The sequence below is a fragment of the Frankia sp. BMG5.23 genome, assembly GCF_000685765.2.
GTDB classification, from domain to species: Bacteria; Actinomycetota; Actinomycetes; order Frankiales; family Frankiaceae; genus Frankia; species Frankia casuarinae.
In genome coordinates this window covers 163,087-188,135 of the sequence record NZ_JDWE01000002.1, presented here as the reverse complement: position 1 = coordinate 188,135, position 25,049 = coordinate 163,087, and the positions used below count along the sequence as shown (strand labels likewise).

Below are 25,049 nucleotides of genomic sequence, written 5' to 3'. Positions count from 1 at the left end.
CAACGGCATGTCCCGGACGGTGCAGGTCGGCGCGGGTGGCGCCTATGACCTCGGTTACCACGTCGTGTGGTGCCCGAAGTACCGCCGTGCTGTCCTCGTCGGTCCGGTCCGAGACCGGCTTGACGGGCTGATCCGCGAGAAGTGCGCCGAGCATGACTGGCTGATCGTCGCGCTGGAGATCGAGCCCGACCACGTGCACCTGTTCGTGAAAGCTCATCCGAAGCACGCCCCGTCGTACATCGCCAACCAGCTCAAAGGCTTCACGTCCCACGTGCTACGCGGCGAGTTCGCGCACCTGCGCTCCCGGCTGCCCACGCTCTGGTCCCGGTCGTACTTCGTTGCCACCGTCGGCGCGGTGTCCGCCGAGACGGTCCGCCGGTACATCGATACGCAGAACGAGCGGCCGTGGCGCACGGGGGTGCCACGTTGAGACGGTCGTACAAGTTCCTGCTCCGCCCGACCGCGCACCAGCAGATCGCGTTGACGGCGATGCTCGACGACCACCGGGCGCTGTACAACGCCGCGCTTCAGGAGCGGCGCGATGCCTACCGGCATCCGAGCAAGACGACGGTCCGCTACGGGGGCCAGTCGGCCCAGCTCAAGGACATTCGGGGGTTTGACGCGGATCAGGCCCGCTGGTCGTTCTCCTCTCAGCAGGCCACCCTGCGTCGCCTCAATCTCGCATTCGCCGCGTTCTTCCGCCGGGTCAAGGCGGGCGAGACGCCCGGCTACCCGCGGTTCAAGGGCGCCGGCTGGTTCGACACGGTGACGTGGCCCGCCAACGGTGACGGGTGCCTCTGGGACTCGCAGCCCGAGAACCCGAAGACGATGTTCGTCCGCCTTCAGGGCGTCGGCCACGTCAAGGTCCACCAGCACCGGCCAGTGGCTGGCCGGGTCAAGACGCTGTCCGTCAGGCGGGAGGGTGCCCGCTGGTACCTCGTGCTGTCCTGCGACGACGTGCCCGCCGAGCCGCTGGAACCAACGGGCGCCGTCGTCGGCGTGGACTTGGGTGTCGCCTCGCTGGCCACCACGTCGAACGGCGAGCACTACGGCAACCCGCGTTTCCTCGAACGGGCCGCCGGGCGCCTCGCCAACGCGCAGCGCGACCTTGCCCGTAAGAAGCGCGGCTCGAAGCGGCGCCGCAAGGCGGCTACTCGGGTCGCGAACCAGTCCCGGGCCGTGGCCCGGCAGCGCGTCGACCTCGCGAACAAGACCGCGCGCGAACTGGTCGCCGACCACGACCTGATCGCTGTCGAGAAGCTGAACGTCAAGGGCATGGTCCGCCGGGCCAAGCCGAAGCCCGACCCGGACCAGCCGGGGGCGTTCCTGCCGAACGGGCAGGCCGCCAAGTCCGGGCTGAACAGGTCGATTCTCGACGCCGGGTGGGGGGTGTTCCTCAACGCACTGCGTGCCAAGGCTGAAAGCGCCGGGCGGGTCGTCGTCGAGGTCANCCCCCGCCACACCTCCCAGCGATGCGCCNAATGTGGCCATGTCGCCCCGGAGAACCGGCCCAGTCAGGCCACGTTCCGCTGTGTGGAGTGCGGCCACGCCGCGCACGCAGACGTGAACGCGGCGATCAACATACTCGGGGCGGGGCTCGCCCTTCAGGTGGCGCAAGCTTCCTGAGAAGCTGACGCCTTTAGGCGTCAGAGGAGTCACGAAGTACGCGACGTGGGCGAGGGCGGTGCGGACACCGAGGTCGGCGCCCGGCATCCCGGATGCGACCGCGACCAGCGCCGCGTACGCGATACCGGCGGCGGTACCGGCCTGCACGGCGCTGCTCTTGCCGGTCAGGGCCTGCCGGGCGTCGGCCCGGTCGGTGTCGGTGGGCCGCAGATTCTCGGGCACCCCGGCGAGGGTGAACAGCTCGGCGGGCGGCACGGGCGTGGCACCCAGCTTGATCAGGTCGGGGTGGCTGGTGAACAGCGACTCGGGGTTCATGCCGCCACCGCCGGGGCCAGCGCGACGGCCGGGGCGAGGGTGACGCGCAGGGTCGGAGCGCACGGCCGCATCGGCACCTCACCGAGGTTGAGGCGGGCGTAGGTGGCGCGGATCTGGTCGAGGTCCGGGGTGGTCTTCGCCGAGGCGACCCGCTCGACCTGCCAGCGGCCGTAGACGCCGTCGGGGAGCCGGTCGAGCAGCCGGCGGGCCTTCCGCTTGCCACGGTCCCCGGAGCGGGCCGCCTCACCCGCGAGGTCGAACGCGACCGCCGCCGCGTCGATCACCTCCAGCGGGGGCAGCTCGTCGACGGCGAACAGCACCGGCGACGCGGCCGGCGTCGGCTGGGCCGCGACCGGGGCGGTGGGGACGACCGGAGCCAGCTCGACAGCCGCCGGGAGCTCGGCCGGGCCGAGGCGGTCCAGCAGGCGGACAGCGGCGGCGCAGAGGGCACGCCGGGCGGCGCCAGCGAAACGCTGCCCGAAGGGGCGGCGAGTGGGAACGTAGAACACGCGGGTCCTTCCTGGTGCTGACAGGTGTGATCCGTAGGCCCCGGCCGGAGGGTGAGAGCTCCGGGCGGGGCCGCTTGCGTTATGGGTGACACGGTACCGGACAGTCCGGTGTCCGTCCATACGGTTGTACGCGTGTCAGGATGGACGGGTACCGGCTACCATCTGCGCATGGCGAATCCCCCAAACCTCGACGCGCTGCGCGCGCTGGCGGAGAAAGTCGAGACGGCAGAACGCACGCTCGACGACGCCCGCCGCGAACGCGACGAGGCGATCCGTGATGTCCGGAAGGCGACCACTCACACCGTCGACGAGATCGCCGAGGCCGCTCGGGTCTCGCCATCGACGGTCAAGACCGTGATCCGCGGCATCCGCTGATCCACGAGACGCCCCACAACTGAAGCGGGCCGACCAGGAGTTCGCACCTCCTGACCGGCCCTTGATCGACAACCCTTGTCTGAGAAGGGCCATCAACCCGTGTCCCATCATGCCCGCGGCAGCCTGCCCGAAGGCGGCCAGGACCCGCATCACGGCAGCCCCTCGCCCCGCTGGCGGGTCGAACGCGCCATCGTCGCCTCGGACCTGTCCGCCACCGCCCGGCTGATACTGCTGACGCTGCTCGTCGTCGTCGACTTCCAGACCCTCACCACGCCGCAGGAGTTCACCCCGTCGCTGTCCGGGCTGGCCCGCATGACCGGCCTCGGCCGGTCCACCGTCGCCCGCGAACTCGAGCGCCTGGAACGCGCCGGATGGGTCATCCGCGACCGTCCGTCCCCGGCCGACGCCCGGTCGAAGAAGCATCGGACCTGCTACCGGGTGGCCGTCCCCGCTGGTCTCCCTGTGGGACCAGTCGACCCGTTCGCTGGTCCCTCAGTGGGACCAGCCGACCCCCCGCCGGGTCCCGGAGCGGGACCAGAGCTAGTCCCAGAGCGGGACGGGGGTAGTCCCGCAGCGGGACACAATCAGCACTTCCCAGAACTTCCAGAACAAGCAGCAGCAGCGGAGCCCGACCACGACGAACCCGAACCGCCCCCGCCCGTCGACGAGCGCCCGGCCGCCGAGCACCCGGCCGACTCCACCGAGGCGAACCCGTACGCTGATCTCGCCGGCAGCCTAGTCGCTGACGAGCGGCTTCCGGCCAGCTGGCGGCAGGACGTCGCCTCCGCCCTCGCCCGCGGCTGCGCCCCCGGCCAGATCGTCGACGCCTACCGGGCGCCGCTCTCGGGATCGGTCCGCAGCCCGGCCGCAGTGCGCCGCCGCCGCATCCTCGACCTCCAGCCGACCCCGGCCAACCCGAAGCCGGCGGTCAAACCAACGCCGCCGAACCTCCGCACGATGTGCCGGCTCCACACCCAGCCCGCGCCCTGCCCGGTGTGCGCCGACCTCGCCGCCGACAGCAGCGCCTCGGGCGGGCCCCGGGCCGTCACGGCTGCGGCCCGGACCTGCACTCGCTCGCCGGCCGCCGTGGAGGCCCTCGCCGAGCTGCGCGCCCGACTGCCGCGGGGCCGACGGTGACGGGACCCTGCGCGCAGCGCAACCTACAGGACGCAATACGCTGCCTCGGTACTACAGGAGGATACGGGGGAAACAACGTGAACTACCGAGGTCAGCCTGAGCCGTACCGCGATGCTTACCCACCGGACCGCCGGCACCACCCCGAAGTCCGGCGCCAGGACTACCCACCGCGCCCACGCGGCGAGATCGATCACGGCTACGAACAGACCGTGTGGGAGGCAACCAGCCGATCCCTCGCGGGTCTCGCCTCTGGGGGACGCGCCGCAGACCGCTACCGGATCGCCGGCACCCGCCTGTACGTGACCCGCGGCATCACGACCACGACCACCGAGCAGTACGAAATCGCCCTACTGTTCGATATCGACGTCCGACAGACCCTCGTCCAGAAGGCCCGGAGCATTGGCGACGTGGTCGTGCATGTGCGCCGTGGCTGGGGCCACGACACGGTGATCCTCCAGTCGGTTTCGGAGCCGATGAGAGTGCGGGACATGCTGAATCAGATGGCCGAGCGAGCACAGAGGCACCAGCAGCGGGACTGGTAGTCCGAGGACATCCCGGGCTGCTGCCCGATCCACCGCCCGGACGTCCCGAATCCGAGCCCGGCTCCCGCGTGGCCGGCGTTGAAAATTCAGGCCCGCGACTCAGACTGCGGCGACCCGGCGGCCCAGCTTCTGCACCAGCCCCTCGCGCTGCCACGGCGCGAGCTGACGGTGCAGCGCGCGGGCCCGCTGCTCCACCACCGCGTTCGGGGAGTCTGCTACCGCGTCGAGCGCGGCAATGCCCGACGCCGACGCCGCACCCGGGTTCGCATGGTCGCCGTCTAGGTGGCCGGTAGCAACTGCGAGCATGGCGAGGCCAACGCCTTGGTTGTCGTGGACGAAGGTCGCTGCGGCCCGCTCGCCATGATGGATCGCCGTCCTGCCGGCACCTACGGTGTTCGCTGCGGTGAGTGCCGTATAAAGATCCTCTTCGGCGTCGTTCCATTCGGCATCACCCTTGATCGCCGTCCGCATCGAGGCTCGCATGACCACGATCGCCTCTTCGGCCTGGACTGCGGCCCCGGCGGCGGACGCGGCTAGCGCCTCGTATGCGGCTAGCCGGGCCCGCTGGCCCGGATGAGCGTCACGGCGGCCTTTCGCCGCGAAGTCCGCCGCCGTCGCCCAATGGCCCGCGTCCATCGCAATCCATGACTGCAATCCAGCGACTCGGCCTGTCAGCAGAGGATCGTTCACAGCCGTCGCGTGCTCTTCGGCGATCGCCGCAAACCGTCGGCCAAGACGGCTGTCCCCACCGAAACGTGCGACGGTCGCGAGTTCGGCGGCGAACTGGCCAGCGAGCCGCGTCAGCCGCGGCGCTACAGCGAGCTGCACACGTCGGGCGAGCATTCCTTCTACCTGCTGCCATGCTTTGAATGCCCCGGGAAACAGGATGCTGGGCGCTACGGCGCATAGATCACGGTTGAGGTCAACGAGCTGCGCTTCGAGCTCGGTAAGGGTGAAAGTCGCTGGCCGGGCAGCGTCAATCTGATCGCTGACCGCGCCGGTAGCGGCGAGCACGGTAGCCGCGGTGAGTCCGCCCACCTCAAAGAGCTGGCGTCTGTCCGTCGCCCCCACCCCCCTCGTCGCTACCACTGTCCGCCCCAGGATAGGGAGTAGTCCACCCTCGGGAAGGGCGAGCTTCGCTTCCTTCGCGGCATCCTCGGCCTTCGCCACCTGCCATAAGTAGATCAGCTGCCCCTCGCCGTGCAGCTCCCGGTCAAGCCCTGCTACGACGTGATCGACAGGGAGACGCTTCGGTTTCTGGTGCTGATGGCCCCGCAGCGCCGCGGACACGGTGTACCGGTCGGATCCGATCGCATCGGCGATCTTCGTGTAGCTCGTCGCAGCGCGACGATAGAGCTCCTGCGCGAGGGCCGTGTAGGCGGCCAGCGCGCCTTCCGGAGGGTGATCGGTGGGCACGGTGGGCTCCCTCCCGGCCGCGGCGAATCGAGAGCTGGCAGCTCTCGCGGGGGAGAACTGCTCTCAGTCTGTCGCAGATCTGCGCCGGAGTGTGTCATATCCGTACCGGCGGATGTGCCGGCCGGCACTCGGAGGACAGGGAGGATTCGTGACGCTGACGGGCTCTCCCCGCGGGTTGTTGGCCGGATCGCCGACCATCGGCGGCGGATCGCCGGGCGGGTGGGAGGCGGCCATGCACACCGGGAGGGGGAACGGGCCCCGCCGCTCGCGGGCACCCTCCCCCTCCCGGGCCCTGCCGACGCGCCGGCCCGCCGACGAACACGCCCGCACCCTGGCCGGTATCGCCGGCTACCGGGTGGTGCCCTGCCGTCGGGCCGGCGGCCCCTGAGACCGGGGCCGCCGCCAACGATGCCGGCGGCCCCCTCCATCCCTCCCCACCCGCGAGGTCCCCACGCCCCCGGCTCGTCCCCGGGGTGCCGGCTTGCGGGTGGGGAGGTTCCATCACACGCGAGGAGGCAGACGCATGGGTGGGCGAACCGACCCCGGCCCGGCGGGCACGACGTTGGACTGGCGCCGGGCGGCCTGCGCCCCCGCGGTCCAGTTCGCCCGGAACGGCGCGGACGTCGTCGTGCAATACCGGTATGCCGGTGAGGTCCACGAACTCCGGCTGCCCAACATCATCTGGTCCGGCCTTGTTCAGGAGGCCCGCGTGGAAACGTTTGCCACGCTAACCGCCGACTGGACGCAGTGGGCGGTCGCCGGCGGCCTGGTCCGCCATGTGGACGGTCACGTTGACCTGCGCTACGGCTATCTGGGCCTTCGGGAGATCCGCCTGCCCGCCACGATCTGGGATCAGATCCTCGCCGCGATCCGAGCTCGTGCGGTCGATGGCCTCGACCGATGACAGTGCGGGCCCAGATCTGTCTGGGCTGCCGCGGGTACGGAGTCCGGGTCACCGTTCACGCCACGGTCCTCGGCCGCCCCCTGCCCGACGGGGCGGAGCCGTCCCAGGTCACGGTGTCGCGGAACTCGCGGGGCCAGTACCACATTTCGATCCTGGTCGAGGAGGCCGTCACCGCCCTGCCTGCGACACCGGGGCAGGTCGGGATCGACGTGGGGATCACCAGCCTGGTCACGCTGTCGACCGGCGAGAAGGTCACCAACCCGCGGCACGAGCGCCGCGGCTGCGGCACTGTCCACGACCGGGACGTGAACGCGGCACGCAACATCCTGGCCGCGGGGCTCGCGGGGTCAGCCTGTGGAGACGGAGTGAGACCACCCCGCTCCTGAAGTGGGGAGGCGTCCGTTGGTGAAACAGGAACCTGCACCGCGAGGTGTGGGAATCCCCGGCCTGAAGGCCGGGGAGGAGGTCAACTCGAGACATCTAGACATATCCGAGGAGATGTCATGCCGCCCACAACCATGCCCGCGCCGGCACTCGACTTCATCGCGTTGGAGATCACCGGACGCTGCCAGCTTGCCTGCTCCCACTGCTACGCCGAGTCCGGGCCGACTGCCGGCCACGGGACGATGACCGTCGACGACTGGCACAAGGTCATCGACGACGCGGCCGGGCTCGGCGTCCGCCAGGTAGCGATGATCGGCGGCGAACCGACGCTGCACCCGGCGCTGCCCGACCTGGTCGGCTACGCCCTCGCCGCCGGCCTGACCGTGGAGATCTTCAGCAACCTGGTGCGGGTGCCCGCCGAGCTGTGGCCGACGCTGATGCGCCTCGGGGTGCGGCTGGCCACCAGCTACTATGCGGCCAGCGCGGCTGACCACGACCGGGTCACCGGCCGCGCCGGTTCCCACGCCCTGACCCGGGCGAACCTCATCGAGGTGCTGCGCCGCTCCATCCCCCTGCGGGTCGGCATCGTCGGTGGCGGCGACGCCGCCGACCGGGCGCACTCGGATCTGCTCGGCCTCGGCGTGACGAACATCCGCCGGGACGTGGTCCGCGCGTTCGGCCGGGCGGCCGGCCACGACGGGGCCACGGCGGGCGGCTGCGGACACTGCGGGCTCGGCCGGGCCGCGGTCCTGCCGGACGGCAGGATCACGCCGTGCGTGATGAGCCGCGGCCTCGACGGCGGTAACGTCCGGGACACCCCGCTGGCCGGTCTGCTGGCCGGGAAGCAGTGGCAGGCCGCGGTGGAATCGGTCCCGCGGTCCCGGATGGGCCCGTGCGATCCGGACAGCGACCATGAGAGATGTGGGCCGGTGCATCCCGAGCCGGACCCGAACTGATGGCCGAGCCGTGGCGGGCGCACGCCCGCACCCTGGCCGACGAGATCAGCCATCCCGGATCCCGCTGGTATCCGGTCGTCGCCGACATCCCACGGCACGAGTTCGTGCCCGCGTGGTGGGTGCGAACCGAGAACGGGTGGGACCTGCGCCGCGGCCCGATCGCCGATGTCTACGCCGCCCACCGGTCGCTCGTCACGAGAGTCGGCAAGAACCACGCCGATCACGCCGCCGAGGGCGACAGGCCGATGGGCATGCCGACGTCGTCGGCCACGATGCCTGCGCTGGCCCTGCGCATGTACCAGCACGCCCAACTGGCCGAGGGCCTGAACATCCTGGACGTCGGCACCGGCTCCGGGTACGGGGCGGCGCTACTCGCCCGCCGTTACGACGACCAGCGCATCACCACGATCGACGTCGACCCGTACCTGGTCGCCGCCGCCGCGGACCGCCTCGCCGCCCTCGACCTGCACCCCACCGCCCTGACCGTGGATGCCACCGGTCCGCTGCCCGGCCAGTACGACCGGATCGTCTCCATGGTCTCGGTCCCGTCCATCCCGACGAGCTGGCTGGACGCACTACGCCCGGGGGGGCGGCTGGTCGCCACGATCACCGGCACCTACATGGTCATCACCGTGACGAGCACCCCACGCGGCCGCGTGGGCATGGTCGAGTTCACGCCGGCCGCGTTCATGCGCACCCGCACCGGTGATGACTACCCGCCGAACGCGGTCGACAGCGACCGGCTTGACGAGGCCGACGGCGAGGAGGTGACCACCGGCCGATACCCGGTCGTGGACGTCGCCGAGGCGTGGGAGCTGTCGGCCATGATCGCCCTGGCCGTGCCGGGGGTACGGCACGGCTACCGCAGGGAGGCCGACGGCCGGCACACGGCGATCATGGCCCATTCGGACGGGTCGTGGGCGCGGGCTACCGCGGTCGGCGCCGATCTGCCGACGGTTCACCAGGGCGGGCCGCGCCGACTCTGGGACATTCTCGACGACGTCCGCGACGACTGGCTCCGCCTCGGATACGCCCCGCACCTCGGCGCCAACGCCCGGATCGCCGACGACGGCAGCATCCGGCTCTCCCACGGAGCCTGGACGGCAACCGTGCGCGCCGAATAGGGCGAGAACCTGCTACCAAGTTGCGGCCCAGTGCTCCGGCCTTCAGGCCGGGGGTGAAGGGCCGCGCGGGAAGGCCGCCTCGCGGCCTGAGCGTGCCCTAAACCGGGCGGGTCTGCTCTTCGATGTACCGGCGGAGCACCTCCAGCGGCGCGCCACCGACCGACCCGGCGAAGTACGACCCGGACCAGAGCCGGTTCGCCCGCCAGTAGTGCCGGGCCAGCTCGGGGAACTCCTGGCGCATCCGGCGCGACGACACGCCCTTGAGGCTGTTCACCAGCTTCGACAGGGCGACCTTGGGTGGGAAGTTGACCAGCAGGTGGACATGGTCATGTTCGCCGTTGAACTCGACGAGTTCGGTCTCGAAGTCGACGCACACCGCCCGCATGATCTCTTCCAGTCGGGTGAGGTGCTGATCGTCAAACACCCGATGCCGATACTTCGTGACGAAAACCAAGTGGGCGTGCAGGGCGAAAACGCAGTGCCTGCCAGTGCGAACGTTGAGATCGGTGGCCATAAACCAAGGGTAAACTGGGGGTGTGCAGCTTCGGTACAGCTTCCGGCTCCACCCGACGGCGGGTCAGCGTGCGTCGCTGGCACAGGCGTTCGGGTGCGCCCGGGTCGTGTACAACGACGGCCTGCGCGCCCGGGAGGATGCGCGGGCGGCGGGGCTGCCGTTCCCGAAGACGGGGGACCTGTCGAAGCTGCTGATCACCGAGGCGAAGAAGAGCCCGGAACGGGCTTGGCTCGCAGAGGTGTCCGCGGTGGTGTTGCAGCAGTCGCTGCGCGACCTCGATACGGCCTATCGGAACTTCTTCGACGGGCTGGCCGGGAAACGGCCCCGGATGGGCGCGCCGCGGTTCAAGTCCAAGCGGGACACCCGCCAGTCGGTCAGGTTCACCGCCAACGCCCGCTGGTCGGTCACCACGGGCGGGAAGCTGCGCCTACCGAAGATCGGCGATGTTCCGGTCCGCTGGTCGCGCAGGTTGCCGTCGGCACCGTCGTCGGTGACGGTGATCCGGGACAGCGCAGGCCGGTACTTCGCGAGCTTCGTCGTCGAGGCGGGACAGGTGGACAGCCCGGCGGAGACGACCACCGAGGTCGGTATCGACCTGGGACTCGGCCACTTCGCGGTCCTCTCCGACGGGAGGAAAATCGACTCCCCGCGGTTCCTGCGCCGCACGGAGAAACGTCTCCGCCGGGTGCAACGCGACCTGTCCCGGAAGAAGAAGGGCTCGAAGAACAGGGCCAAGGCTCGGTTGAAGGTCGCCCGGGAGCATGCGCGGGTCGCCGACGCGCGCCGCGAGTTCCATCACCAGCTCTCCACCCGGCTGATCCGCGAGAATCAAGCGGTCGCCGTCGAGGACTTGGCGGTCAACGGGCTCGCGCGCACGCGGTTGGCGAAGTCGGTGCACGACGCCGGCTGGTCGGCGTTCGTCGCCATGCTGGAGTACAAGGCCGCCCGGTACGGCCGGACGTTCGTCCGGATCGGACGGTTCGAGCCGACGTCGCAGGTCTGTTCGGCCTGCGGGGTGAAGGACGGCCCGAAACCGCTGGCGGTCCGGGAGTGGACGTGCCAGGCGTGCGGGTCGGTGTTGGACAGGGATGTGAACGCGGCGGTCAACGTCGCGAAGGCGGCCGGACTGGCCGTGTCTGCCCGTGGAGCGCAGGTAAGACCGGCATCCGTGCCGGCACCGCGCGACGAAGCGGGAACCCACCCGAAGCTCACCCCCACCGGGGCGTAGCAGACGGGAATCTCCGCCCTTCAGGGCGGAGAGGAAGTCAACGTCCCAGACCCGGCCGTCCGGGCCCACGAGGATCGGGACGTGCATGCAGTGCCGGGCGATCCAGCCGAGCCGCTCGCGGTCGCGTGTGACGAGGTCTGCGATCTCGTCGGCCCAGGTCCATGGCCGGTCGTGTGACCCGGGTCGCCAGCGGGCCATGATCTCGTAGGCGGTGAGGGTCTCGGGCGCGGGTGTGGGTTGGGGTCGGCGGCGCGGCCGGAACAGGGCGATCACGCCGTCGCTCCGCTGCGGCATCCGTAGGGCGAGCATCCGTCCGGGTCGCCTTCCTCGTCGAGGGTGTCGAAGATGGTGGGCTGGTAGAGCGCGATCCACTCGGCGCGGGTCAGCTTGTCGATCGGCGCCTGATCGAGCGGCATCCGGGAGCGGTCGAGGTGCTCGTACACGGCCCGCGGCTCCCAGCCGGTGTCGGCGAAGATCGCCGCATCCGGTCGCGGTAGCGCGGCCTCGACGGCGAGGAGCGCGAGCGTGGTGCTCTGGATGCCAGCGCCGAGGGACAGGACGCGGATGGTGGGCTCGCTCATCCGGCCACCTCCGGGGGGTTGCAGCGGCGGGTGGTGCCCTCGGTGGCGCTCACCGGGCACCACCCTCAGCGGCGTGCGGGCACAACCACCCGTGCCGCCGCTCGTAAGAAGCCCCCGCAGGCTGATAAGCGTGACACCGCAGCTCCGGGCACTTCCACGCCGGACCCTCCACCGGCGCGCTGTCCGGGCCGAACGGCTGCCGGTAGATGTGCCACCAGTCCATGTCGTCTGGGTCGGTCACCGTCATGTCGCCGTCGACGACCTCAGCGCCCTCGATCAGCTCATGGTCCTCCTGGAGATCCGCGGTCGCGTACTCGTCTTCGACCCACACCAGGTAGCGAATGGTGGTCTCCGCGATGACCGGCCGGCGGCGGGTCCCGTCGTCATCGTCACCGAGGCCGTCGAGGAGCTGCTCAAGCTCCCAGTCGCCGTCGCGGAGGATTACCCGCTCGGCGGCGGTGGAGGCGCTCACCGGGCGCCCCTTCTGCGTGTGCCTGAGGGGTGCCCGAGGCGGCGCGGGCGAGACGACCGGGGCACGTTACTGCACTGGTCAGACCATAGATGCTGGCGCGCATAACAGATCCTGGTCTGGGAGATGCACAGCTCGCTGGGGAAGTGACTCCTCCGCCGGCTAAAGCCGGCGGCTTCTCAAGCCGCCTGAGCGTCAGCTTGAAGGGCAAGCCCTGCCCTGAGAATGTTGATCGCCGCGTTCTCGTCGGCGTGCGCCGAGTGCCCGCACCTCACGCAGCGGAACTCGGCCTGCGAGGGACGGTTCTCCTTCGCGACGTGCCCGCACTCGGCGCACCGCTGGGAGGTGTGGCGGGCGTTCACCTCAACAACCGTCCGCCCGGCGCTTTCAGCCTTGGCACGCAGCACACCAATCCAGCCATCAGGACATCACCCACCGTCGCCCATCAGGCCACACGCAGACCCCAGCCAGCACCACCGGCACCGATCAACAACGGGACTTCCGAATACTTACGTCCCGGGAGCGGAGGTGGTGCGACAGCTCACCGTGCAGCGGGTGGAAAATCTTCTCAAGGAGACCACAGTCGAGCCCGAGGACAACTTCCTGGACCTGGAGGGCCTCTCCCATCGCGAACACACCGCACCGCCGCTCGGGACGCTCCCGCCGCGCTCCGTTTCCGCTCACGGCTGGTAAGTGCCCGACCTATTTTCGGTGAACATCGCTCCCCGCGACGGGCAGCATGCCCAGTATGTTGCGACCCACCCGCAGCTCCGATCGAGTCAGCCACGAGCGCGAGGCTGTGCACAGCGTTCTGGACGAGGCACTCGTCTGCCACGTCGGCCTGGTCGTACACGGGCAGCCGCATGTCCTGCCCACGATGCACGTCCGCGCCGACGATCTTGTGTACGTGCACGCCTCCAGCGCGGCAAGGCTGGCCATTCTGGCGAGATCCGCGCCGATCCGGATGTGTATGACCGTATCGCTTCTCGACGGCGTTGTCCTGGCTCGTTCCGCTTTCCATCATTCACTGAACTATCGTTCGGTGGTGATCCACGCCGATGCCCGTCTGGTCCGGGACGACGAGGAGAAGACGCGGGCGCTGGCCATGCTGGTGGATCGCGTCGGGGCCGGGCGTTCGGACCAGTGCCGCCACGATCACGACCCCGCCAGCCGGAGATTGGCGAACGTCTTCACCAAGGAGGAACTCATCCACCTCGCTGCCATGAGCCCCCGCCGGACGGGATCGTCGCCCACGATTCCCTCCCACCACAGTCGAGCGACTCACCGTGGGGAGGGTCCCACCAACCCTGCGGAACATGCGTTCGAGGCCGGCCGTGGTTCGATCATTTCGATCCTTATCTGGCATCGTTCCTGGTCAGTTGCCGCGTCCCGACCGGGCGGACGGTGATTTCAGGGCCTTCGACCAAGACCGATCGGTTCTTCTGCTGCCGTGTCAGGTCCACCCTTTTTCTGATCATGATCTTGGCCTGGGTGAATACGGTTCGCGATCTGTCGCTTGAGATCCAGCACTGTGGAACGGTGCTGGTCACGGCCTCGCGAGTTGGTTCGAGTCCCGGCTGGACGACCATGTTGCGATCACGCGAACGGCGTCCGATCAGCCGAGGTGTTGAGCGGTGGCTACTTCGGAGGACAGCCACGGTAGCCGCGGGCAGCTGCTGGGGCCACGGCAAGAGTGTGCAGGGCACCCTGTTCGCCGACGGCCCGGGCAGCGACGAAGGGAACGGTCACGTCCAGTTGCCGTCCAGCATGCCGATGGCACCGGCCGGGAGTCGCCGTTCACGTCAGGCGGCAGGACCATGCTCTTCGCCCTGAACCACTTCATGTCGGTGGTCTCCTTGGCGGACCTCCCCGATTCGGCGGTGATCATGGTTGACGCGTCCCGCGCACGGCTGTTCGGCAACCTCGACGAGTTGGCGGCAACCTCGACGAGTTGGCGGCTACCTCAACGAGTTGGCGGCTACCTCAACGAGTTGGCGGCTACCTCGCGGCTGGTGGTGCACCGCCCGGCCGGCAGCAGGCACCCCCGGGTGCCGGAGGCCGTGTACCCCATCGACTATGGCTACCTGGAGGGCGCCGTGGCCGCGGACGGTGACGGTGACGGCGTGGGCGTCTTCCGCGGCAGTGCTGTCGGTGCTGGCGTGGTGGGATTCTTCGTGACGGCGGATCCGGGCACGTGTGACGTGGAGGTCAAGGTTTTGATCGACTGCACCGGCGGCGAGATCGACCGGGTGCGGGGCTGCTCGACGACGTCCTGGGTATCGGGGGCCTGCTCGTGCGGCTGACGTCGACCATGAGGTTTCCTGCCTGTCTGGCTCGCTCCGTCCGTCACGCGGGGTTGATGCCGTACCACTGCGACTGGGCGAAGATCTCCTCCGTTGACGGCACCGGCGCGTCCGGGCCGGGCATGTCAAGGCCGGGCGCGGGGTCGCCGATGGCGACGACCAGGTCCGCGAACGAGGCGGGCGCGTTGATCAGCAGGGTGCGGGCAGGCTGGTCGGCGTTGACGAAGCGGTGCGGGACCCCCCGCGGCAGGAAGAGCAGCGAGCCGGGCCCGGCCTCCCACGCGTCGTCGCCGCAGTGCACCTCCAGGTGCCCGTCGATCAGGAAGAACACCTCGTCGGAGTCGCGGTGCACGTGTGGCGGGGGCGCGTAGCCGGGCGGAACGCGGTGGTCGACGATGTCGAGGTTGCCGGTGGTGACCGAGCCCATCACCTTGGTCAGGCTGAGGGTGCCGAGCCAGTGATAGGGGTTGCCCTCATCCGGGCCAAGGACGTAGCCGCGCGTCGCGGGCTGCGTCGCCGGCTGCGTCGCCGGGCTGGCGGTGTGCGGGGTGAAGCTCATCGTTCCTCCTCGGTCGTTCAGATCCGGTCGTTGAACAGGGTGATGGCCGCGGCGAGCCGCTCGGGCTCTTCCTCGGGCAGGAAATGCCCGGCGCCGTCGAGGATGGACGTGCTAAGGCGCGAGGCCACCGGCGACAGCATCCGGCCGACCTGCTGGCCCAGGCCCCGTTCGCCGCCCACGGCGAGGACGGGGACGGGGGTCGGGTGTACGAGCAGCGGCTCGGTTTGCGCGATGCTGGCGAACGCGGCGCGGTAGACGCCCATGGAGCCGAGTACCCCGGCCGGCCCGGAGAAGGTGCGCAGGTATTCGGCCACCGTGGCCTCGTCGAACGCACGGGGCGCTCCCGCCGGGCCGTCGTAGAACCAGCGCAGGAAGGCTTCCTCACGCCCCACGATCAGTGCCTGCGGCACTCCCGGGGCCAGCGGCAAGATCCACCACCACATGGACCCTGTGGTCATGGTGCCCGGGGCGTAGGCCAGGACGTCCCGCAACGGGCCGCCGAGCATGGTGGGCGCCTCGGCGTAGACCAGGCCTCGGGTCTCTTCTGGGTGGCTGGCGGCCCACAGCAGGGCCGGGGGCGCCCCCATGTCGTGCCCGACGTGCAGGATGGGCCGGCCGGCGCCGAACCCGCTGCGGGCGGTCAGGGCGCGGACCTGCTCGGCCAGCGCGCGTGCGCTGTAGGGATCGGTGCCGCCCGGCTTGTCGCTGTCGCCGTAGCCGAGCATGTCGATGACGAGGACGCGCATTCCGGCGTCGGCCAGGGCGGGGGCGACCCCGCGCCAGGCGTAGCCGGTGGCGAGGAAGCCATGCCACAGCAGCACCGGGGTCCCGTCGTCTGGGCCGCCGGTCCAGTAGTGCAGGCGGTGGCCGCCGACCCGGGCGTATTCCGATCGCAAGCCGCGGATCGGCGGCGCCGGGTCGGCCGGGGCCCCCAGGCTCGGCGTGCTTGTCGGTTCCTGAACCACTGGTCCTCCTCTCGCGTTACTGAGTTCCTGTACGCCTCCGAGCGTACTACAAGGTCTTGTGAAATCAAGATGCTGTAATATCAACGTGTGATTACTACAAGGTGCTTGGGCTATAGTGACGCCATGGCAGGTCAGGCAGGTCAGGCAGGTCAGGCAGGTCAGGCAGGTCAGGCAGGTCAGGAGGACCGTTGGGAGCACTGGCTCGTGCACTTGCTGTGGGCCGTCTCGATCCGCACGTCGCTGCTGGGAGAAGCCGCGCTCGGGGACAGTCCGCTCTCGCTGGCCAGCCTGGGAATGCTGGAGAATCTCAACGCGCGCCCGGGCCTCACCATCGCCGAGCTCAGCCGGCGCGCACCACAGACCCAGCAGGCGCTGAGCCAGATCGCCGCGCGGCTGGAAAAGCTCGGCTGCATCGAGCGCAAGCTGGTTCCCGGCAGCCGCGGCATCGGCCTGTACCTCACTGACGCGGGCGCCCGCGCCCGCGTCAGTGCCCACGAGACGGTTGAGGCATTCGAGGCGCATATTGCCGACGCCCTGGGCACCGACCGGTATCAGCGTCTGATCGAGTCGCTCGCGGCGGCGCAGCCGATCATCCGGGCGCTGAAGCCTGAGCCCGCCGCAGCCGTCGAGGCAACCTAGCCATCCCACGGCTCCAACTGTTAAGCGGCGATCTTGTCCGGACCGTTCCCGGCGGCGGTACGGCGGATCATCTACCCGACGAACCCGCACACAGAGAACCTGACAGCACCCGCGCCGCTATGACGACCTGGCGCGCGTGGCGGTGGTCGCCGCGGCCACCGCCACCCCGCCCGGGCCCGCCGTCACCTGGACTCATGCGGCGATCTCCGCCCAGGTCGCGGGCACCGTCTTCGCCCCGATATCCGCCTCTCAGGTCGGCAGGATCCTGGCCGGCCTGGATCTCAAGCCGCACAAGGTGACCGGATGGCTCACCCGCCACCGTGCCGACGGGGGCGGATCGCCAGTGCCGAGGTGGTGAACAATTGGCAGCATGGGCGACCAGCGAGATCCCGGCAGGCGGGAGCGACCTCGGCCAGACCGGGCGACCACCGGGGAGGCCGATCCACCGAACCCGGTCGAGCCACCGCCTCCGGCCGGACGGGCACATCCCGTCGCACCACCGCCTCCGGCGGATCCGCCGCGTCCCCTCGATCTCAACGCCGACCTCGGCGAGGGTTTCGGGGTCTGGCGCCTCACCGAGGACGAGGCCCTACTCGACCTGGTCACCAGCGCCAACATCGCCTGCGGGTTCCATGCCGGCGACCCCGCGACGATGCGGCGGACGTGCGAGCAGGCGGTCCGCTGCGGAGTCCGCATCGGCGCCCAGGTCAGCTACCGCGACCTCGCCGGCTTCGGTCGTCGCCGCATCGACATGGACCCCGACGATCTACGTGACGACGTCCTCTATCAGCTCGGCGCGCTGGACGCCTTCGCCCGGACGGCCGGCGACCGGGTTCGCTACGTCAAGCCGCACGGCGCCCTCTACAACGCCATCGTCACCGACGAGGAGCAGGCGCAGGCCGTCGTCGAGGCCATCCGCTGCTACGACGCGACGCTGCCGGTCCTGGGCCTGCCCGGATCGGCGTGGTTGCGGCGCGCGAGCGAGGCCGGCCTGACCGCGGTCGGCGAGGCGTTCGCCGACCGCGACTACACGGCCGCGGGCACTCTGGTCTCCCGGCGCACGGCCGGCGCCGTCCTGCACGATCCCGACGTCATCGTCGCGCGCGGCGTGCGGATGGCGATCAAGGGCGTGGTCGTCAGCCAGCAGGGCACACCGGTGGACGTCGGCGCCCGCTCTCTCTGCGTGCACGGGGACACGCCGGGCGCGGTCGAGATGGTCAGACGGCTGCGCCAAGCCCTGTTCGACGCGGGTGTCCCCCTGATCCCGTTCAGCTGAGAGGATCGCGATGCGCATCCTGCCCTGCGGTGACGAGGCACTGCTCGTCGAGGTGGCCGGCCTGACCGAGGCCGAGGCCCTCTACGCGCGGCTGCGGCGGATCGCCCCGGTCGGGATCATCCAACTGGTTCCCGCGGCGCGGACGGTGCTGGTCGCGTTCGATCCCGCGGCGACCGACGCCAGACGCCTGAGCGCCGCCCTGCTGCGCGCCGCCGGGGCTCAGCCCGGCACGTCCGGCCCCACGCCCTCCTCCGGCCCCACGCCCTCCTCCGGCCCCGCGCCGCAGGCCGGTCCCCCGCTCGACCGGGACGTCGTGACGATACCGGTGCACTACGACGGTCCCGATCTGGCCGAGGTCGCCCGGCTCAGCGGACTGACTCCGGCGCAGGTCGTGGACCGGCACGTACGTGGCCGGCACCGGGTCGCGTTCTGTGGCTTCGCTCCCGGCTTCGCCTACATCGCGGGCCTCGACCCGGCGCTGCGCGTGCCACGCCGGGACAGCCCGCGCACCCGGGTCCCCGCGGGCGCGGTCGCCATCGCCGACGAGTTCAGCGGTGTCTACCCGCGGACCTCGCCCGGCGGATGGCGGCTGATTGGCCATACCGACCTGCGGGTCTTCGATCCCGACCGGGAGCCGCCCGCCGTGCTGGCCCCGGGCACGCGGGTGCGGTTCATCGCCGACGCCGACGCCATCGCTGACGCCGCCCGGTCGATGTCGTGATCGAAATGTCATGATCGGGATTTCATGATCGAAATCGTCGCGCCAGGTCCGTTCGCCACGGTCCAGGATCTCGGCCGGCCCGGGCTCGCGCACCTGGGCATCACCCGGTCCGGCGCGGCCGACCGTCGCAGTCTGCTGCTGGCGAACCGGCTCGTCGGCAACGTCGCGACCGCGGCGGCGGTCGAGCTCACCTACGGCGGCCTCACCGCACGGTTCACGGATCCGGCGCTGATCGCGCTGACCGGCGCGCCGTGCCCGCTGGAACTCGCCGGTCGCCAGATCAGCATGTACTCCCCGGTGGACGTGCCCGCCGGCGCGCTGTTGCGGATCGGGGCACCCGACCGGGGCCTGCGCACCTACCTCGGAATTCGCGGGGGGATCGGTGTCCCCCCGGTGCTCGGCTCACGATCGAGTGACACCCTCTCCGGGATCGGTCCGCAACCGCTGAGCACCGGTCGGCGGCTGCCGCGGGCGGCCGACAGCGCGGACCCGCCAACCGTCGACCTCGCCCCGCTCGCCCAGTACCCGGACGAACCGACCCTGCGGGTCCTCGCCGGCCCCCGCGACGACTGGTTCACCGCGGACGCGCTGCCCACGCTGTTCTCCGCGTCCTATGAGGTGACGGCCCAGAGCGACCGGGTCGGCGTACGGCTCGTCGGGCCGGCGCCGCGCCGCCGGATCACCGCGGAGCTGCCCTCGGAGGCCGTCGTCACCGGGGGGATCCAGATCCCCCCGGACGGGCGGCCGGTCCTCTTCCTCGTCGACCATCCGGTCACCGGGGGTTATCCCATGCTGGGCGTCGTCGCGTCCGAGGATCTGCACCTGGCCGCGCAATGCCGGCCCGGCCAGCGCATCCGGTTCCGGCCCTACCACAGCTGGACCACACGATGACAGGCGAGGAGCGCCACACGCGGAATTAGTTATCTTTGCTCGTATTGCTCCCGGGGGGGAGACCCGAGGAGGCCTTATGGGTTCGGTTCGGCTGGGTTCGCTTCGGTTCACGACCGTCATCGCCGCCGCGTCCGTGGCCGCCCTCGCAGCGGCGCTCACCACGGCCTGCCAGGCGTTTCCCGCCGGCAGGGCAGCGTCGGCGACGCCGTCTACGGGAGCCCGGGCCGACCAGGAGATCACGATCGCCGCGACTCCCGTCCCGCCGCACCCGTCCGGGGCGGCGCGCACGGAGCTCACCGCAGGGTCGTTCGCCCAGCCGACCACGCACCCGACCACGCACCCGACCACGCACCCGACCACGCACCCGACCGCGGAGCCGGTCGCGGAGCCGGCGAGGACATCGTCGACGGCGTCGTCCGGCCTGTCCACGGCCACGGCCACGACCACGACCCCGCTACCGTCGCGGACCGACGAACCGTCCGCGGGCCTGCCGGACGCTACCCGCCTGCCGGTTCCGGTGCAGGCACCCCTCGTCGCACCGGACACGAGCGTCGCACCGGACACGAGCGTCGCACCGGGCACGAGCGTCGCGCTGGGCACGAGCACGTCCGCGCCGGCTCCGAGGCGGACGCCGCCCGTCGCCCCGCCCCGGACCGGCACCGAGGCCGCCGAGGTGGTCCGGTTGACCAACATCGAGCGGGCCCGAGCGGGCTGCGGCGCGCTGACGGTCGACGCCCGGCTGGCAGCCGCGGCGCAGGCGCACAGCACCGACATGGCGGCGAACGGCTACTTCGGCTACACCGGTAGGGACGGTCGCGGCCTCGACAAGCGGCTGGCCGCCCGCGGATACACCGCCGATCTCGTCGGGGAGAACATCGCCGCCGGATCGCTCACCGCGGCTCGGACCGTGCAGATGTGGATGGACAGCGCCGATCGGCGGGCGACCATCCTCACCTGTGCCTTCACCGCCATCGGCGTGGGCTACGCCACCGGCGGCGCGTACGGCACCTACTGGACGCAGGACTTCGCCGGCGCCGACCCACGAAACCACTCCGGGCCGAGGCACCCGGCCGGCCCTGAGACGCACGGCCGGCCCTGAGACGCACGGCCGGCCCTGAGACGCACGGCCGGCCCTGAGACGCACGGCCGGCCCTGAGACGCACGCTTCCCCTGTTCCTCCCCGATGGATCCTTCCGTCAGCGGTGGCTGCGGCGCCGATGACGGCCGAACGCGCCCGTGCGTTCCTCGGCCCCCTCGGCCGGGGCCCCCTCGGCCGGGGCCGGGGCACTGAGGCGGTCGCTGGGATAGACCTCCGACTCCGCCAGGGGGCCCGGACGCATGGCCGCCTGCTCCCGCAGTTCCCGCTGACGGCGCGCCGCGGCCACGTCGCGCACCCCCCGCACGCTCAGCCGACCCCACGCGGTCGAACCGAGAAAGAGGATCACGGCGCCGAGGCCGTAGAAGAAACTGATCCAGACGAGCGCCTGCCGGGCGGACCCACCGACCGGCCGGCCGAGCGCGCCGAGGTCCCAGGGTCCCGCCAGCGTCGGGCCGACGACGAACCAGGCGCCGGCGACGATCGCGAGCCACGCACCCAGCGCGGCGGTGCCCCGGGTGGAGCTCATCAGCAGCAGGAACCCACCGACGAATGTGGCGGCACCCGGCAGCACCTCCAACCAGAAGCGGGCCGACGTCCAGGTCCAGGCGCTGTTCGGGGTGAAGGCGAAGTCGAAGTACGGCCCGACGAACGGAATCAGCGCCCCCCACACGCCCAGGAGCATCAGCAGCAGACCACTGACCACACCCCGGCTGCGGGGAATATGCCAGGCGCCCAACCAGGGGGAGTCGATGTCGGCGACGTGGGTCATCGGGAGCTCCTTCCGTGGCCAACGCCAGGAACGTGCCCCGCCCGGTGCCGATGAACCCTCACCGACGGCGAACCCCGATCCACGAAACACCAGGTCACCATCACCGCCGGTCGCGGCCCGGGACGCGGCCGCGCCGCGGTCAGCGAGCGCACGATCCGCGGCGTGCCCGGTCGGGCCCAGTCCCGGGGGTCCACGTCCCAGCCGATCGCGGTCATGCCGAGGTTCGCGGCCGCGGCGAGCACGGCCGGCGACCAGTCACCACCCGGCGCGCGGAAGAGCCGGGGCGGTTTCCCACCCGCGTCGACGATGACCGACTGGGCGCGGACCATCTCGGCCCGGATCTGCGCCGGTGTGCGATGACTGAACGGCTGGGGATGGGTCATCGCGTGGTTACAGACGGAGTGCCCTTCGGCGATGATGCGGCCCACCAGGTCCCGGTGCGCGTGTGCCTGGGCCCCGACCAGGCAGAACGTTGCCTGGACCCGGTTGCGGCGCAAGACGTCGAGCATCCGCGGCGTCCACACCGGATGCGGACCGTCGTCGATCGTCAGGGCGACCGCGGCCGACAAGCACCCGCGCGAAGGAACGAGACGGTCGGGCTTCGGATCAAGCACGTCAGGCCCCATCACGTCAGGCCCTATCACGTCAGGCCACGTCGGAGTCGTGCTGTGGATCGGGCGCACTCTTTCGACACGCATGATGTCGAGGCCACGATGCCGACAATCCGGACGAATCGTCGTCTGTTAACATAAATATGCCACACAGTCCACCGATATCCGACGATCATTAGGCAACAATCGACGCCCGCCGTGCAGGAGGACCGCTCATGGCATGGCCAGCCGCTCCGGCGGGAACCATCCCGGGCACGTCCGTCGCCGGGGCATCCACCACGGAGGCCACCCCGAACCCGGCGCCCCCGGTCTCGCCCGCCCACGTCCCGGCCGCCGCGTCCCCGGTCGGCCAGCGGGTGCGGGTACCCAAGACCGCGGAACTCGTCGCCAGCCAGCTGCGGCGGCGGATCATCCGCGGCGAGCTCAGCGAGGGTGACGCCCTACCGCCCGAACCCACGCTGATGGCGCAGTTCGGAGTCTCGCGCCCCACCCTGCGCGAGGCGTTCCGGGTGCTGGAGGCGGAAGCGCTGATCTTCGTGCGGCGCGGGGCCCACGGCGGCGCGCGGGTCCACACCCCGAGCCCCGAGGTTGCCGCGCGCTACGCCGGTCTCGTCCTCGAACACCGCGGCGCCACCCTGGGCGACGTCCACCAGGCCTGTGCCGTCATCGAGCCGCCGTGCGCGGCGCTGCTCGCCGAACGGCGTGATCCCGCCGACGTCGCCCGGCTGCGCCAGCTCCTCCACGAGGGTGACGAGGCCGCCGACCATCCCGTCGCGCTCGCCTCGGCCCAGGCCGCCTTTCACCTGGCCGTGGTGGAGCTGACCGGAAACAAGTCACTGACCGTGATCACCGGGATGCTCCTGCATCTCGTGGAGCTCACAAACAGCCACGGCGGTCACCCCGGTGCCGACAACCGTCCGGAGGAGACCAGCCTTGCCGCGGTCGCCGCCGATGACCGATCGTCCGCCCGTGCGACCCGCCGGATCCACGCCACGCTCATCGACCTCATCGAGGCCGGCGACACGCAGGGCGCCGCCGATCTCTGGCACCGGCACCTCGCCGCCCCCGACCACGCGATCCCCGGCGGTCCGGCCGACCGGTGCGTGCTGGACCTGCTCGGCTGAATCGAACTGTAGAGGGTTGGGCACGCTCTGGAGACCGTCAACCTTCTACATTTTCGACGGATCGACGGATCGGTGGGCGGCGGGCCACACCGTCCACTGGGTCACCGGCCTCGCCGGGCGCCATCCGGTGAAGCCACCGATCGGGGCCGCCCGACTCACTGACAACCGGACCAGATCACCGCCCAGGCGGGCATGCCAGGAGACGAGGAGCGCCTCGGATTCGAGGGTGACGGCGTTGGCGACGAGCCGGCCACGTCCGCCCAGCGCCGCCCAGCAGGCGTCGAGCAGCCCGGGGGTCGTGAGGCCGCCCCCGATGAAGACCGCATCCGGCGCCGGCAGCCCGGCCAGGGCCTCGGGCGCCCGGCCGGGCACGATCCGCAGCGCCGGCACGCCGAGAGCCGTGGCATTGCGCCGGATCCGGTCGGCGCGCTCCGCCCGCGGCTCGATCGCGATCGCGCGACAGGTGCCATGGGTGCGCATCCACTCGATCGCGATGCTGCCCGAGCCCGATCCGACGTCCCACAGCAGTTCGCCCGGGACCGGTCCGAGCCGGGCCAGGGTCACCGCCCGGATCTCCCGCCTGGTGATCTGACCGTCGTGCTCGAACGCGTCATCAGGCAAGCCCGGCGTCCGCGAGCGGTGCGGGGCGGACGGCGTGGGCACCGGCTCGACGGCGACGACGTTGAGGTCCGCCGGCTCGCGCAACGGCACCTGCGGCACGACCGACCCTTGCGACACAGCTGACCCCGGCGGCACGGCCGAGGCGGCCCCGCCCGGGTGCTCCACGGCGGCCGGTGCCCGAACCCAGGCCCGGGCACCGGCCTCGACCCAGGCGGAGGCGGGGGCGCTCTGGTACGCCTCGTCCGGCCCCCCGAGCCGGTCGAGAACCGTCAGCAGGCTCTCGCCGTACCCGCGCCCGACGAGCAAGGTGGCGAACTCGACGGGCGTGGCCCGGTCGGAGCTGAGGACGAGCAGCCGTCGACGCGGCGCCAGTGCGGCCTGCACCTGCGCGAGGGGACGTCCGACCGCGCTCACCACGTCAACGTCGTCCACGGCCCACCCGAGCCGCGCGCAGGCCAGGGAGAGCGACGAAGGATGGGGCAGGACCCGCACCCGGTGCGCTCCCAGCAGCCGGACCAGAGTGGTGCCGATCCCAAAGAACATCGGATCACCACTCGCGAGAACACAGAGCTCACCCTGCCCCGCCTGAGCGCCGGTGCCGGCGTGCCCGGCCAGCAGGCGGGGCAGGGCCGGCAGCAGCGGGGACGGCCACGACACCCGCCGGCCTCCAACGGGCTGGCCGTCGATCCTTTCGGGCACGAGGGCAAGCTGGCGATCGGCGCCGAACAGCACGGCGGCCCCGCGCACCACCTCACGTGCCGTCGGCGCCAGCCCCGCCCAGCCGTCGGCCCCGATACCTACCACGGTGACGCGCACAGCGGAGGGGATGGAGTCGGCGAAGCTGGAGTCGGCGGAACTCACCGGCCCGGGGGACCCGGATCCGGTGACGTCACCGGATCCGGGCGCGGTCGCCGACGTGGCGGCAGTATCGGTCGCCGACGTGGCGGCAGTGTCGGACACAACAGGCGAGCGTAGCGCGTCGGCCAGGAGGATCAAGAATAGCTGTGCGCCTCGTCCGGACAGGCCTGGTCGGCGACCTCCGCCACCTGCCCCGCGACCGCGTCCCACCACCGAGCCGCGGCAGCGGTCCGCGGGTATATCAGCCGCCGCCGGGCACGGCGGCCGCCGGCGGCCATGGGATGGAAAATCACCGCCGTATCGGGTAGCAATTCCTGGTGAAATGCGATCCCCGACACGTTGCACGCCGGCTCCGCGATCGGTGTGGCCTTCGAAGTCCTGATCACCTACGAACCCAGGAACAGGAAGAGCAGACATCTGTACGCCAAGGTACCAGGAGCGCTCCGGGACCTGCGCATAGGATGGCCGGGTAAATTCTCACATGGCCCGATCGCGCCAGGACGTTTGAAGCCCAAACGCAGCGTCGGGCACCA

General features: G+C 71.0%; 31 protein-coding genes and 2 pseudogenes. 21 read left to right on the top strand and 12 right to left on the bottom strand.

The window, feature by feature from the left end:
- The first annotated feature begins 7 nt into the window (after window positions 1–7).
- Both tnpA (BMG523DRAFT_RS01895) and BMG523DRAFT_RS01890 read left to right on the top strand, forming a co-directional pair.
- Window positions 8–430 (top strand): IS200/IS605 family transposase, encoded by a 423-nt coding sequence (gene tnpA / locus BMG523DRAFT_RS01895; RefSeq protein ID WP_011437650.1) that lies wholly within the window; start codon window positions 8–10, stop codon window positions 428–430.
- Entirely contained in the window at window positions 427–1,626 is a 1,200-nt protein-coding gene (locus tag BMG523DRAFT_RS01890) for an RNA-guided endonuclease TnpB family protein (RefSeq protein WP_043590219.1), read from the top strand. The genes tnpA (BMG523DRAFT_RS01895) and BMG523DRAFT_RS01890 overlap by 4 nt, the downstream gene beginning before the upstream one ends.
- A gap of 311 nt (window positions 1,627–1,937) precedes the next feature.
- On the opposite strand, the gene BMG523DRAFT_RS01885 is transcribed toward BMG523DRAFT_RS01890, so the two are convergent.
- Window positions 1,938–2,450, bottom strand: coding sequence for a hypothetical protein (locus BMG523DRAFT_RS01885; RefSeq protein ID WP_051623734.1), 513 nt, complete (start codon window positions 2,448–2,450; stop codon window positions 1,938–1,940).
- Between the two features lie 168 nt (window positions 2,451–2,618).
- Between BMG523DRAFT_RS01885 and BMG523DRAFT_RS01880 the strand changes: the two genes are divergently transcribed.
- The 3 genes from BMG523DRAFT_RS01880 (at window position 2,619) to BMG523DRAFT_RS25125 (ending at window position 4,504) form a co-directional block, all read left to right on the top strand.
- Complete coding sequence (locus BMG523DRAFT_RS01880; RefSeq protein ID WP_043590196.1) at window positions 2,619–2,825, top strand: hypothetical protein; 207 nt, start codon at window positions 2,619–2,621, stop codon at window positions 2,823–2,825.
- A gap of 99 nt (window positions 2,826–2,924) precedes the next feature.
- Entirely contained in the window at window positions 2,925–3,962 is a 1,038-nt protein-coding gene (locus tag BMG523DRAFT_RS25130; RefSeq protein ID WP_043590194.1) for a helix-turn-helix domain-containing protein, read from the top strand.
- A 209-nt stretch (window positions 3,963–4,171) separates the two neighbouring features.
- On the top strand, window positions 4,172–4,504 hold the full coding sequence (locus tag BMG523DRAFT_RS25125) for a PH domain-containing protein (RefSeq protein ID WP_160323696.1): 333 nt from the start codon (window positions 4,172–4,174) through the stop codon (window positions 4,502–4,504).
- A gap of 99 nt (window positions 4,505–4,603) precedes the next feature.
- Here the strand turns inward: BMG523DRAFT_RS25125 and BMG523DRAFT_RS01865 are convergent, their stop codons facing one another.
- On the bottom strand, window positions 4,604–5,920 hold the full coding sequence (locus BMG523DRAFT_RS01865; protein WP_152987809.1) for a hypothetical protein: 1,317 nt from the start codon (window positions 5,918–5,920) through the stop codon (window positions 4,604–4,606).
- Between the two features lie 148 nt (window positions 5,921–6,068).
- Between BMG523DRAFT_RS01865 and BMG523DRAFT_RS24090 the strand changes: the two genes are divergently transcribed.
- From BMG523DRAFT_RS24090 to BMG523DRAFT_RS01845, 5 genes and pseudogenes are all read left to right on the top strand, one after another.
- Window positions 6,069–6,308, top strand: a complete 240-nt coding sequence (locus BMG523DRAFT_RS24090; RefSeq protein ID WP_152987808.1) for a hypothetical protein — start codon at window positions 6,069–6,071, stop codon at window positions 6,306–6,308.
- A 135-nt stretch (window positions 6,309–6,443) separates the two neighbouring features.
- Window positions 6,444–6,824 carry a hypothetical protein gene (locus tag BMG523DRAFT_RS01860; protein WP_051623733.1) on the top strand — a complete coding sequence of 127 codons (381 nt, stop codon included), beginning with the start codon at window positions 6,444–6,446 and terminating at the stop codon, window positions 6,822–6,824.
- A 74-nt stretch (window positions 6,825–6,898) separates the two neighbouring features.
- Window positions 6,899–7,210: pseudogene (locus BMG523DRAFT_RS01855) on the top strand (hypothetical protein); the annotation flags it as partial.
- Window positions 7,211–7,327: 117 nt separating this feature from the next.
- Window positions 7,328–8,164: a radical SAM protein gene (locus BMG523DRAFT_RS01850; protein WP_043590189.1), complete on the top strand. Its 837-nt coding sequence runs from the start codon at window positions 7,328–7,330 to the stop codon at window positions 8,162–8,164.
- A complete protein-coding gene (locus BMG523DRAFT_RS01845) occupies window positions 8,128–9,288 on the top strand; it encodes a methyltransferase domain-containing protein (protein ID WP_235462810.1) in 1,161 nt (386 codons plus the stop codon). The genes BMG523DRAFT_RS01850 and BMG523DRAFT_RS01845 overlap by 37 nt, the downstream gene beginning before the upstream one ends.
- Window positions 9,289–9,385: 97 nt before the next feature.
- Here the strand turns inward: BMG523DRAFT_RS01845 and tnpA (BMG523DRAFT_RS01840) are convergent, their stop codons facing one another.
- On the bottom strand, window positions 9,386–9,802 hold the full coding sequence (gene tnpA / locus BMG523DRAFT_RS01840; RefSeq protein ID WP_023840823.1) for an IS200/IS605 family transposase: 417 nt from the start codon (window positions 9,800–9,802) through the stop codon (window positions 9,386–9,388).
- Window positions 9,803–9,824: 22 nt separating this feature from the next.
- On the opposite strand from tnpA (BMG523DRAFT_RS01840), the gene BMG523DRAFT_RS01835 reads away from it, so the two are divergent.
- On the top strand, window positions 9,825–11,030 hold the full coding sequence (locus BMG523DRAFT_RS01835; RefSeq protein ID WP_023840822.1) for an RNA-guided endonuclease TnpB family protein: 1,206 nt from the start codon (window positions 9,825–9,827) through the stop codon (window positions 11,028–11,030).
- Between the two features lie 269 nt (window positions 11,031–11,299).
- Here BMG523DRAFT_RS01835 and BMG523DRAFT_RS01830 read toward each other — a convergent pair whose 3' ends face one another.
- From BMG523DRAFT_RS01830 to BMG523DRAFT_RS01820, 3 genes and pseudogenes are all read right to left on the bottom strand, one after another.
- A complete protein-coding gene (locus BMG523DRAFT_RS01830) occupies window positions 11,300–11,611 on the bottom strand; it encodes a hypothetical protein (RefSeq protein WP_023840821.1) in 312 nt (103 codons plus the stop codon).
- Between the two features lie 49 nt (window positions 11,612–11,660).
- Window positions 11,661–12,083 carry a hypothetical protein gene (locus BMG523DRAFT_RS01825; RefSeq protein ID WP_023840820.1) on the bottom strand — a complete coding sequence of 141 codons (423 nt, stop codon included), beginning with the start codon at window positions 12,081–12,083 and terminating at the stop codon, window positions 11,661–11,663.
- Window positions 12,084–12,259: 176 nt separating this feature from the next.
- Window positions 12,260–12,493, bottom strand: a pseudogene (locus BMG523DRAFT_RS01820) (zinc ribbon domain-containing protein); the annotation flags it as partial.
- 118 nt (window positions 12,494–12,611) lie between these two features.
- Between BMG523DRAFT_RS01820 and BMG523DRAFT_RS25120 the strand changes: the two are divergent.
- The 3 genes from BMG523DRAFT_RS25120 (at window position 12,612) to BMG523DRAFT_RS01810 (ending at window position 14,383) form a co-directional block, all read left to right on the top strand.
- Complete coding sequence (locus tag BMG523DRAFT_RS25120; protein WP_160323695.1) at window positions 12,612–12,773, top strand: hypothetical protein; 162 nt, start codon at window positions 12,612–12,614, stop codon at window positions 12,771–12,773.
- A 55-nt stretch (window positions 12,774–12,828) separates the two neighbouring features.
- Window positions 12,829–13,488 (top strand): pyridoxamine 5'-phosphate oxidase family protein, encoded by a 660-nt coding sequence (locus BMG523DRAFT_RS01815; protein WP_051569472.1) that lies wholly within the window; start codon window positions 12,829–12,831, stop codon window positions 13,486–13,488.
- A 409-nt stretch (window positions 13,489–13,897) separates the two neighbouring features.
- A complete protein-coding gene (locus tag BMG523DRAFT_RS01810) occupies window positions 13,898–14,383 on the top strand; it encodes a hypothetical protein (RefSeq protein ID WP_235462808.1) in 486 nt (161 codons plus the stop codon).
- Between the two features lie 43 nt (window positions 14,384–14,426).
- On the opposite strand, the gene BMG523DRAFT_RS01805 is transcribed toward BMG523DRAFT_RS01810, so the two are convergent.
- Window positions 14,427–14,942: a cupin domain-containing protein gene (locus BMG523DRAFT_RS01805; protein WP_011437354.1), complete on the bottom strand. Its 516-nt coding sequence runs from the start codon at window positions 14,940–14,942 to the stop codon at window positions 14,427–14,429.
- Window positions 14,943–14,959: 17 nt separating this feature from the next.
- Window positions 14,960–15,907, bottom strand: a complete 948-nt coding sequence (locus tag BMG523DRAFT_RS22475; RefSeq protein WP_011437355.1) for an alpha/beta fold hydrolase — start codon at window positions 15,905–15,907, stop codon at window positions 14,960–14,962.
- Window positions 15,908–16,030: 123 nt separating this feature from the next.
- Between BMG523DRAFT_RS22475 and BMG523DRAFT_RS24085 the strand changes: the two genes are divergently transcribed.
- From BMG523DRAFT_RS24085 to BMG523DRAFT_RS01770, 6 genes are all read left to right on the top strand, one after another.
- Window positions 16,031–16,546: a MarR family winged helix-turn-helix transcriptional regulator gene (locus BMG523DRAFT_RS24085; protein ID WP_200923087.1), complete on the top strand. Its 516-nt coding sequence runs from the start codon at window positions 16,031–16,033 to the stop codon at window positions 16,544–16,546.
- Between the two features lie 136 nt (window positions 16,547–16,682).
- A complete protein-coding gene (locus BMG523DRAFT_RS01790) occupies window positions 16,683–16,904 on the top strand; it encodes a hypothetical protein (protein WP_011437357.1) in 222 nt (73 codons plus the stop codon).
- 12 nt (window positions 16,905–16,916) lie between these two features.
- A complete protein-coding gene (locus tag BMG523DRAFT_RS01785; protein ID WP_011437358.1) occupies window positions 16,917–17,822 on the top strand; it encodes a LamB/YcsF family protein in 906 nt (301 codons plus the stop codon).
- A 10-nt stretch (window positions 17,823–17,832) separates the two neighbouring features.
- Complete coding sequence (locus BMG523DRAFT_RS01780) at window positions 17,833–18,543, top strand: allophanate hydrolase subunit 1 (RefSeq protein ID WP_083494702.1); 711 nt, start codon at window positions 17,833–17,835, stop codon at window positions 18,541–18,543.
- Window positions 18,544–18,567: 24 nt separating this feature from the next.
- Window positions 18,568–19,434 carry a biotin-dependent carboxyltransferase family protein gene (locus tag BMG523DRAFT_RS01775; RefSeq protein WP_011437360.1) on the top strand — a complete coding sequence of 289 codons (867 nt, stop codon included), beginning with the start codon at window positions 18,568–18,570 and terminating at the stop codon, window positions 19,432–19,434.
- A gap of 76 nt (window positions 19,435–19,510) precedes the next feature.
- On the top strand, window positions 19,511–20,533 hold the full coding sequence (locus BMG523DRAFT_RS01770) for a CAP domain-containing protein (protein ID WP_051623731.1): 1,023 nt from the start codon (window positions 19,511–19,513) through the stop codon (window positions 20,531–20,533).
- Window positions 20,534–20,630: 97 nt separating this feature from the next.
- Here the strand turns inward: BMG523DRAFT_RS01770 and BMG523DRAFT_RS01765 are convergent, their stop codons facing one another.
- Together BMG523DRAFT_RS01765 and BMG523DRAFT_RS22470 are read right to left on the bottom strand one after the other, a co-directional pair.
- Window positions 20,631–21,302 carry a hypothetical protein gene (locus BMG523DRAFT_RS01765; protein WP_051623730.1) on the bottom strand — a complete coding sequence of 224 codons (672 nt, stop codon included), beginning with the start codon at window positions 21,300–21,302 and terminating at the stop codon, window positions 20,631–20,633.
- Window positions 21,299–21,916 (bottom strand): polysaccharide deacetylase family protein, encoded by a 618-nt coding sequence (locus BMG523DRAFT_RS22470; RefSeq protein WP_011437363.1) that lies wholly within the window; start codon window positions 21,914–21,916, stop codon window positions 21,299–21,301. Before BMG523DRAFT_RS22470 ends, BMG523DRAFT_RS01765 begins: the two co-directional genes overlap by 4 nt.
- Window positions 21,917–22,128: 212 nt before the next feature.
- Here BMG523DRAFT_RS22470 and BMG523DRAFT_RS01755 point away from each other — a divergent pair, with 212 nt between their 5' ends.
- Window positions 22,129–23,037 (top strand): FadR/GntR family transcriptional regulator, encoded by a 909-nt coding sequence (locus BMG523DRAFT_RS01755; RefSeq protein WP_011437364.1) that lies wholly within the window; start codon window positions 22,129–22,131, stop codon window positions 23,035–23,037.
- A 45-nt stretch (window positions 23,038–23,082) separates the two neighbouring features.
- On the opposite strand, the gene cbiE is transcribed toward BMG523DRAFT_RS01755, so the two are convergent.
- Complete coding sequence (gene cbiE, locus BMG523DRAFT_RS01750) at window positions 23,083–24,474, bottom strand: precorrin-6y C5,15-methyltransferase (decarboxylating) subunit CbiE (protein ID WP_347272494.1); 1,392 nt, start codon at window positions 24,472–24,474, stop codon at window positions 23,083–23,085.
- 176 nt (window positions 24,475–24,650) lie between these two features.
- Window positions 24,651–24,902: a hypothetical protein gene (locus BMG523DRAFT_RS26130; protein WP_035941505.1), complete on the bottom strand. Its 252-nt coding sequence runs from the start codon at window positions 24,900–24,902 to the stop codon at window positions 24,651–24,653.
- Window positions 24,903–25,049 lie beyond the last annotated feature (147 nt).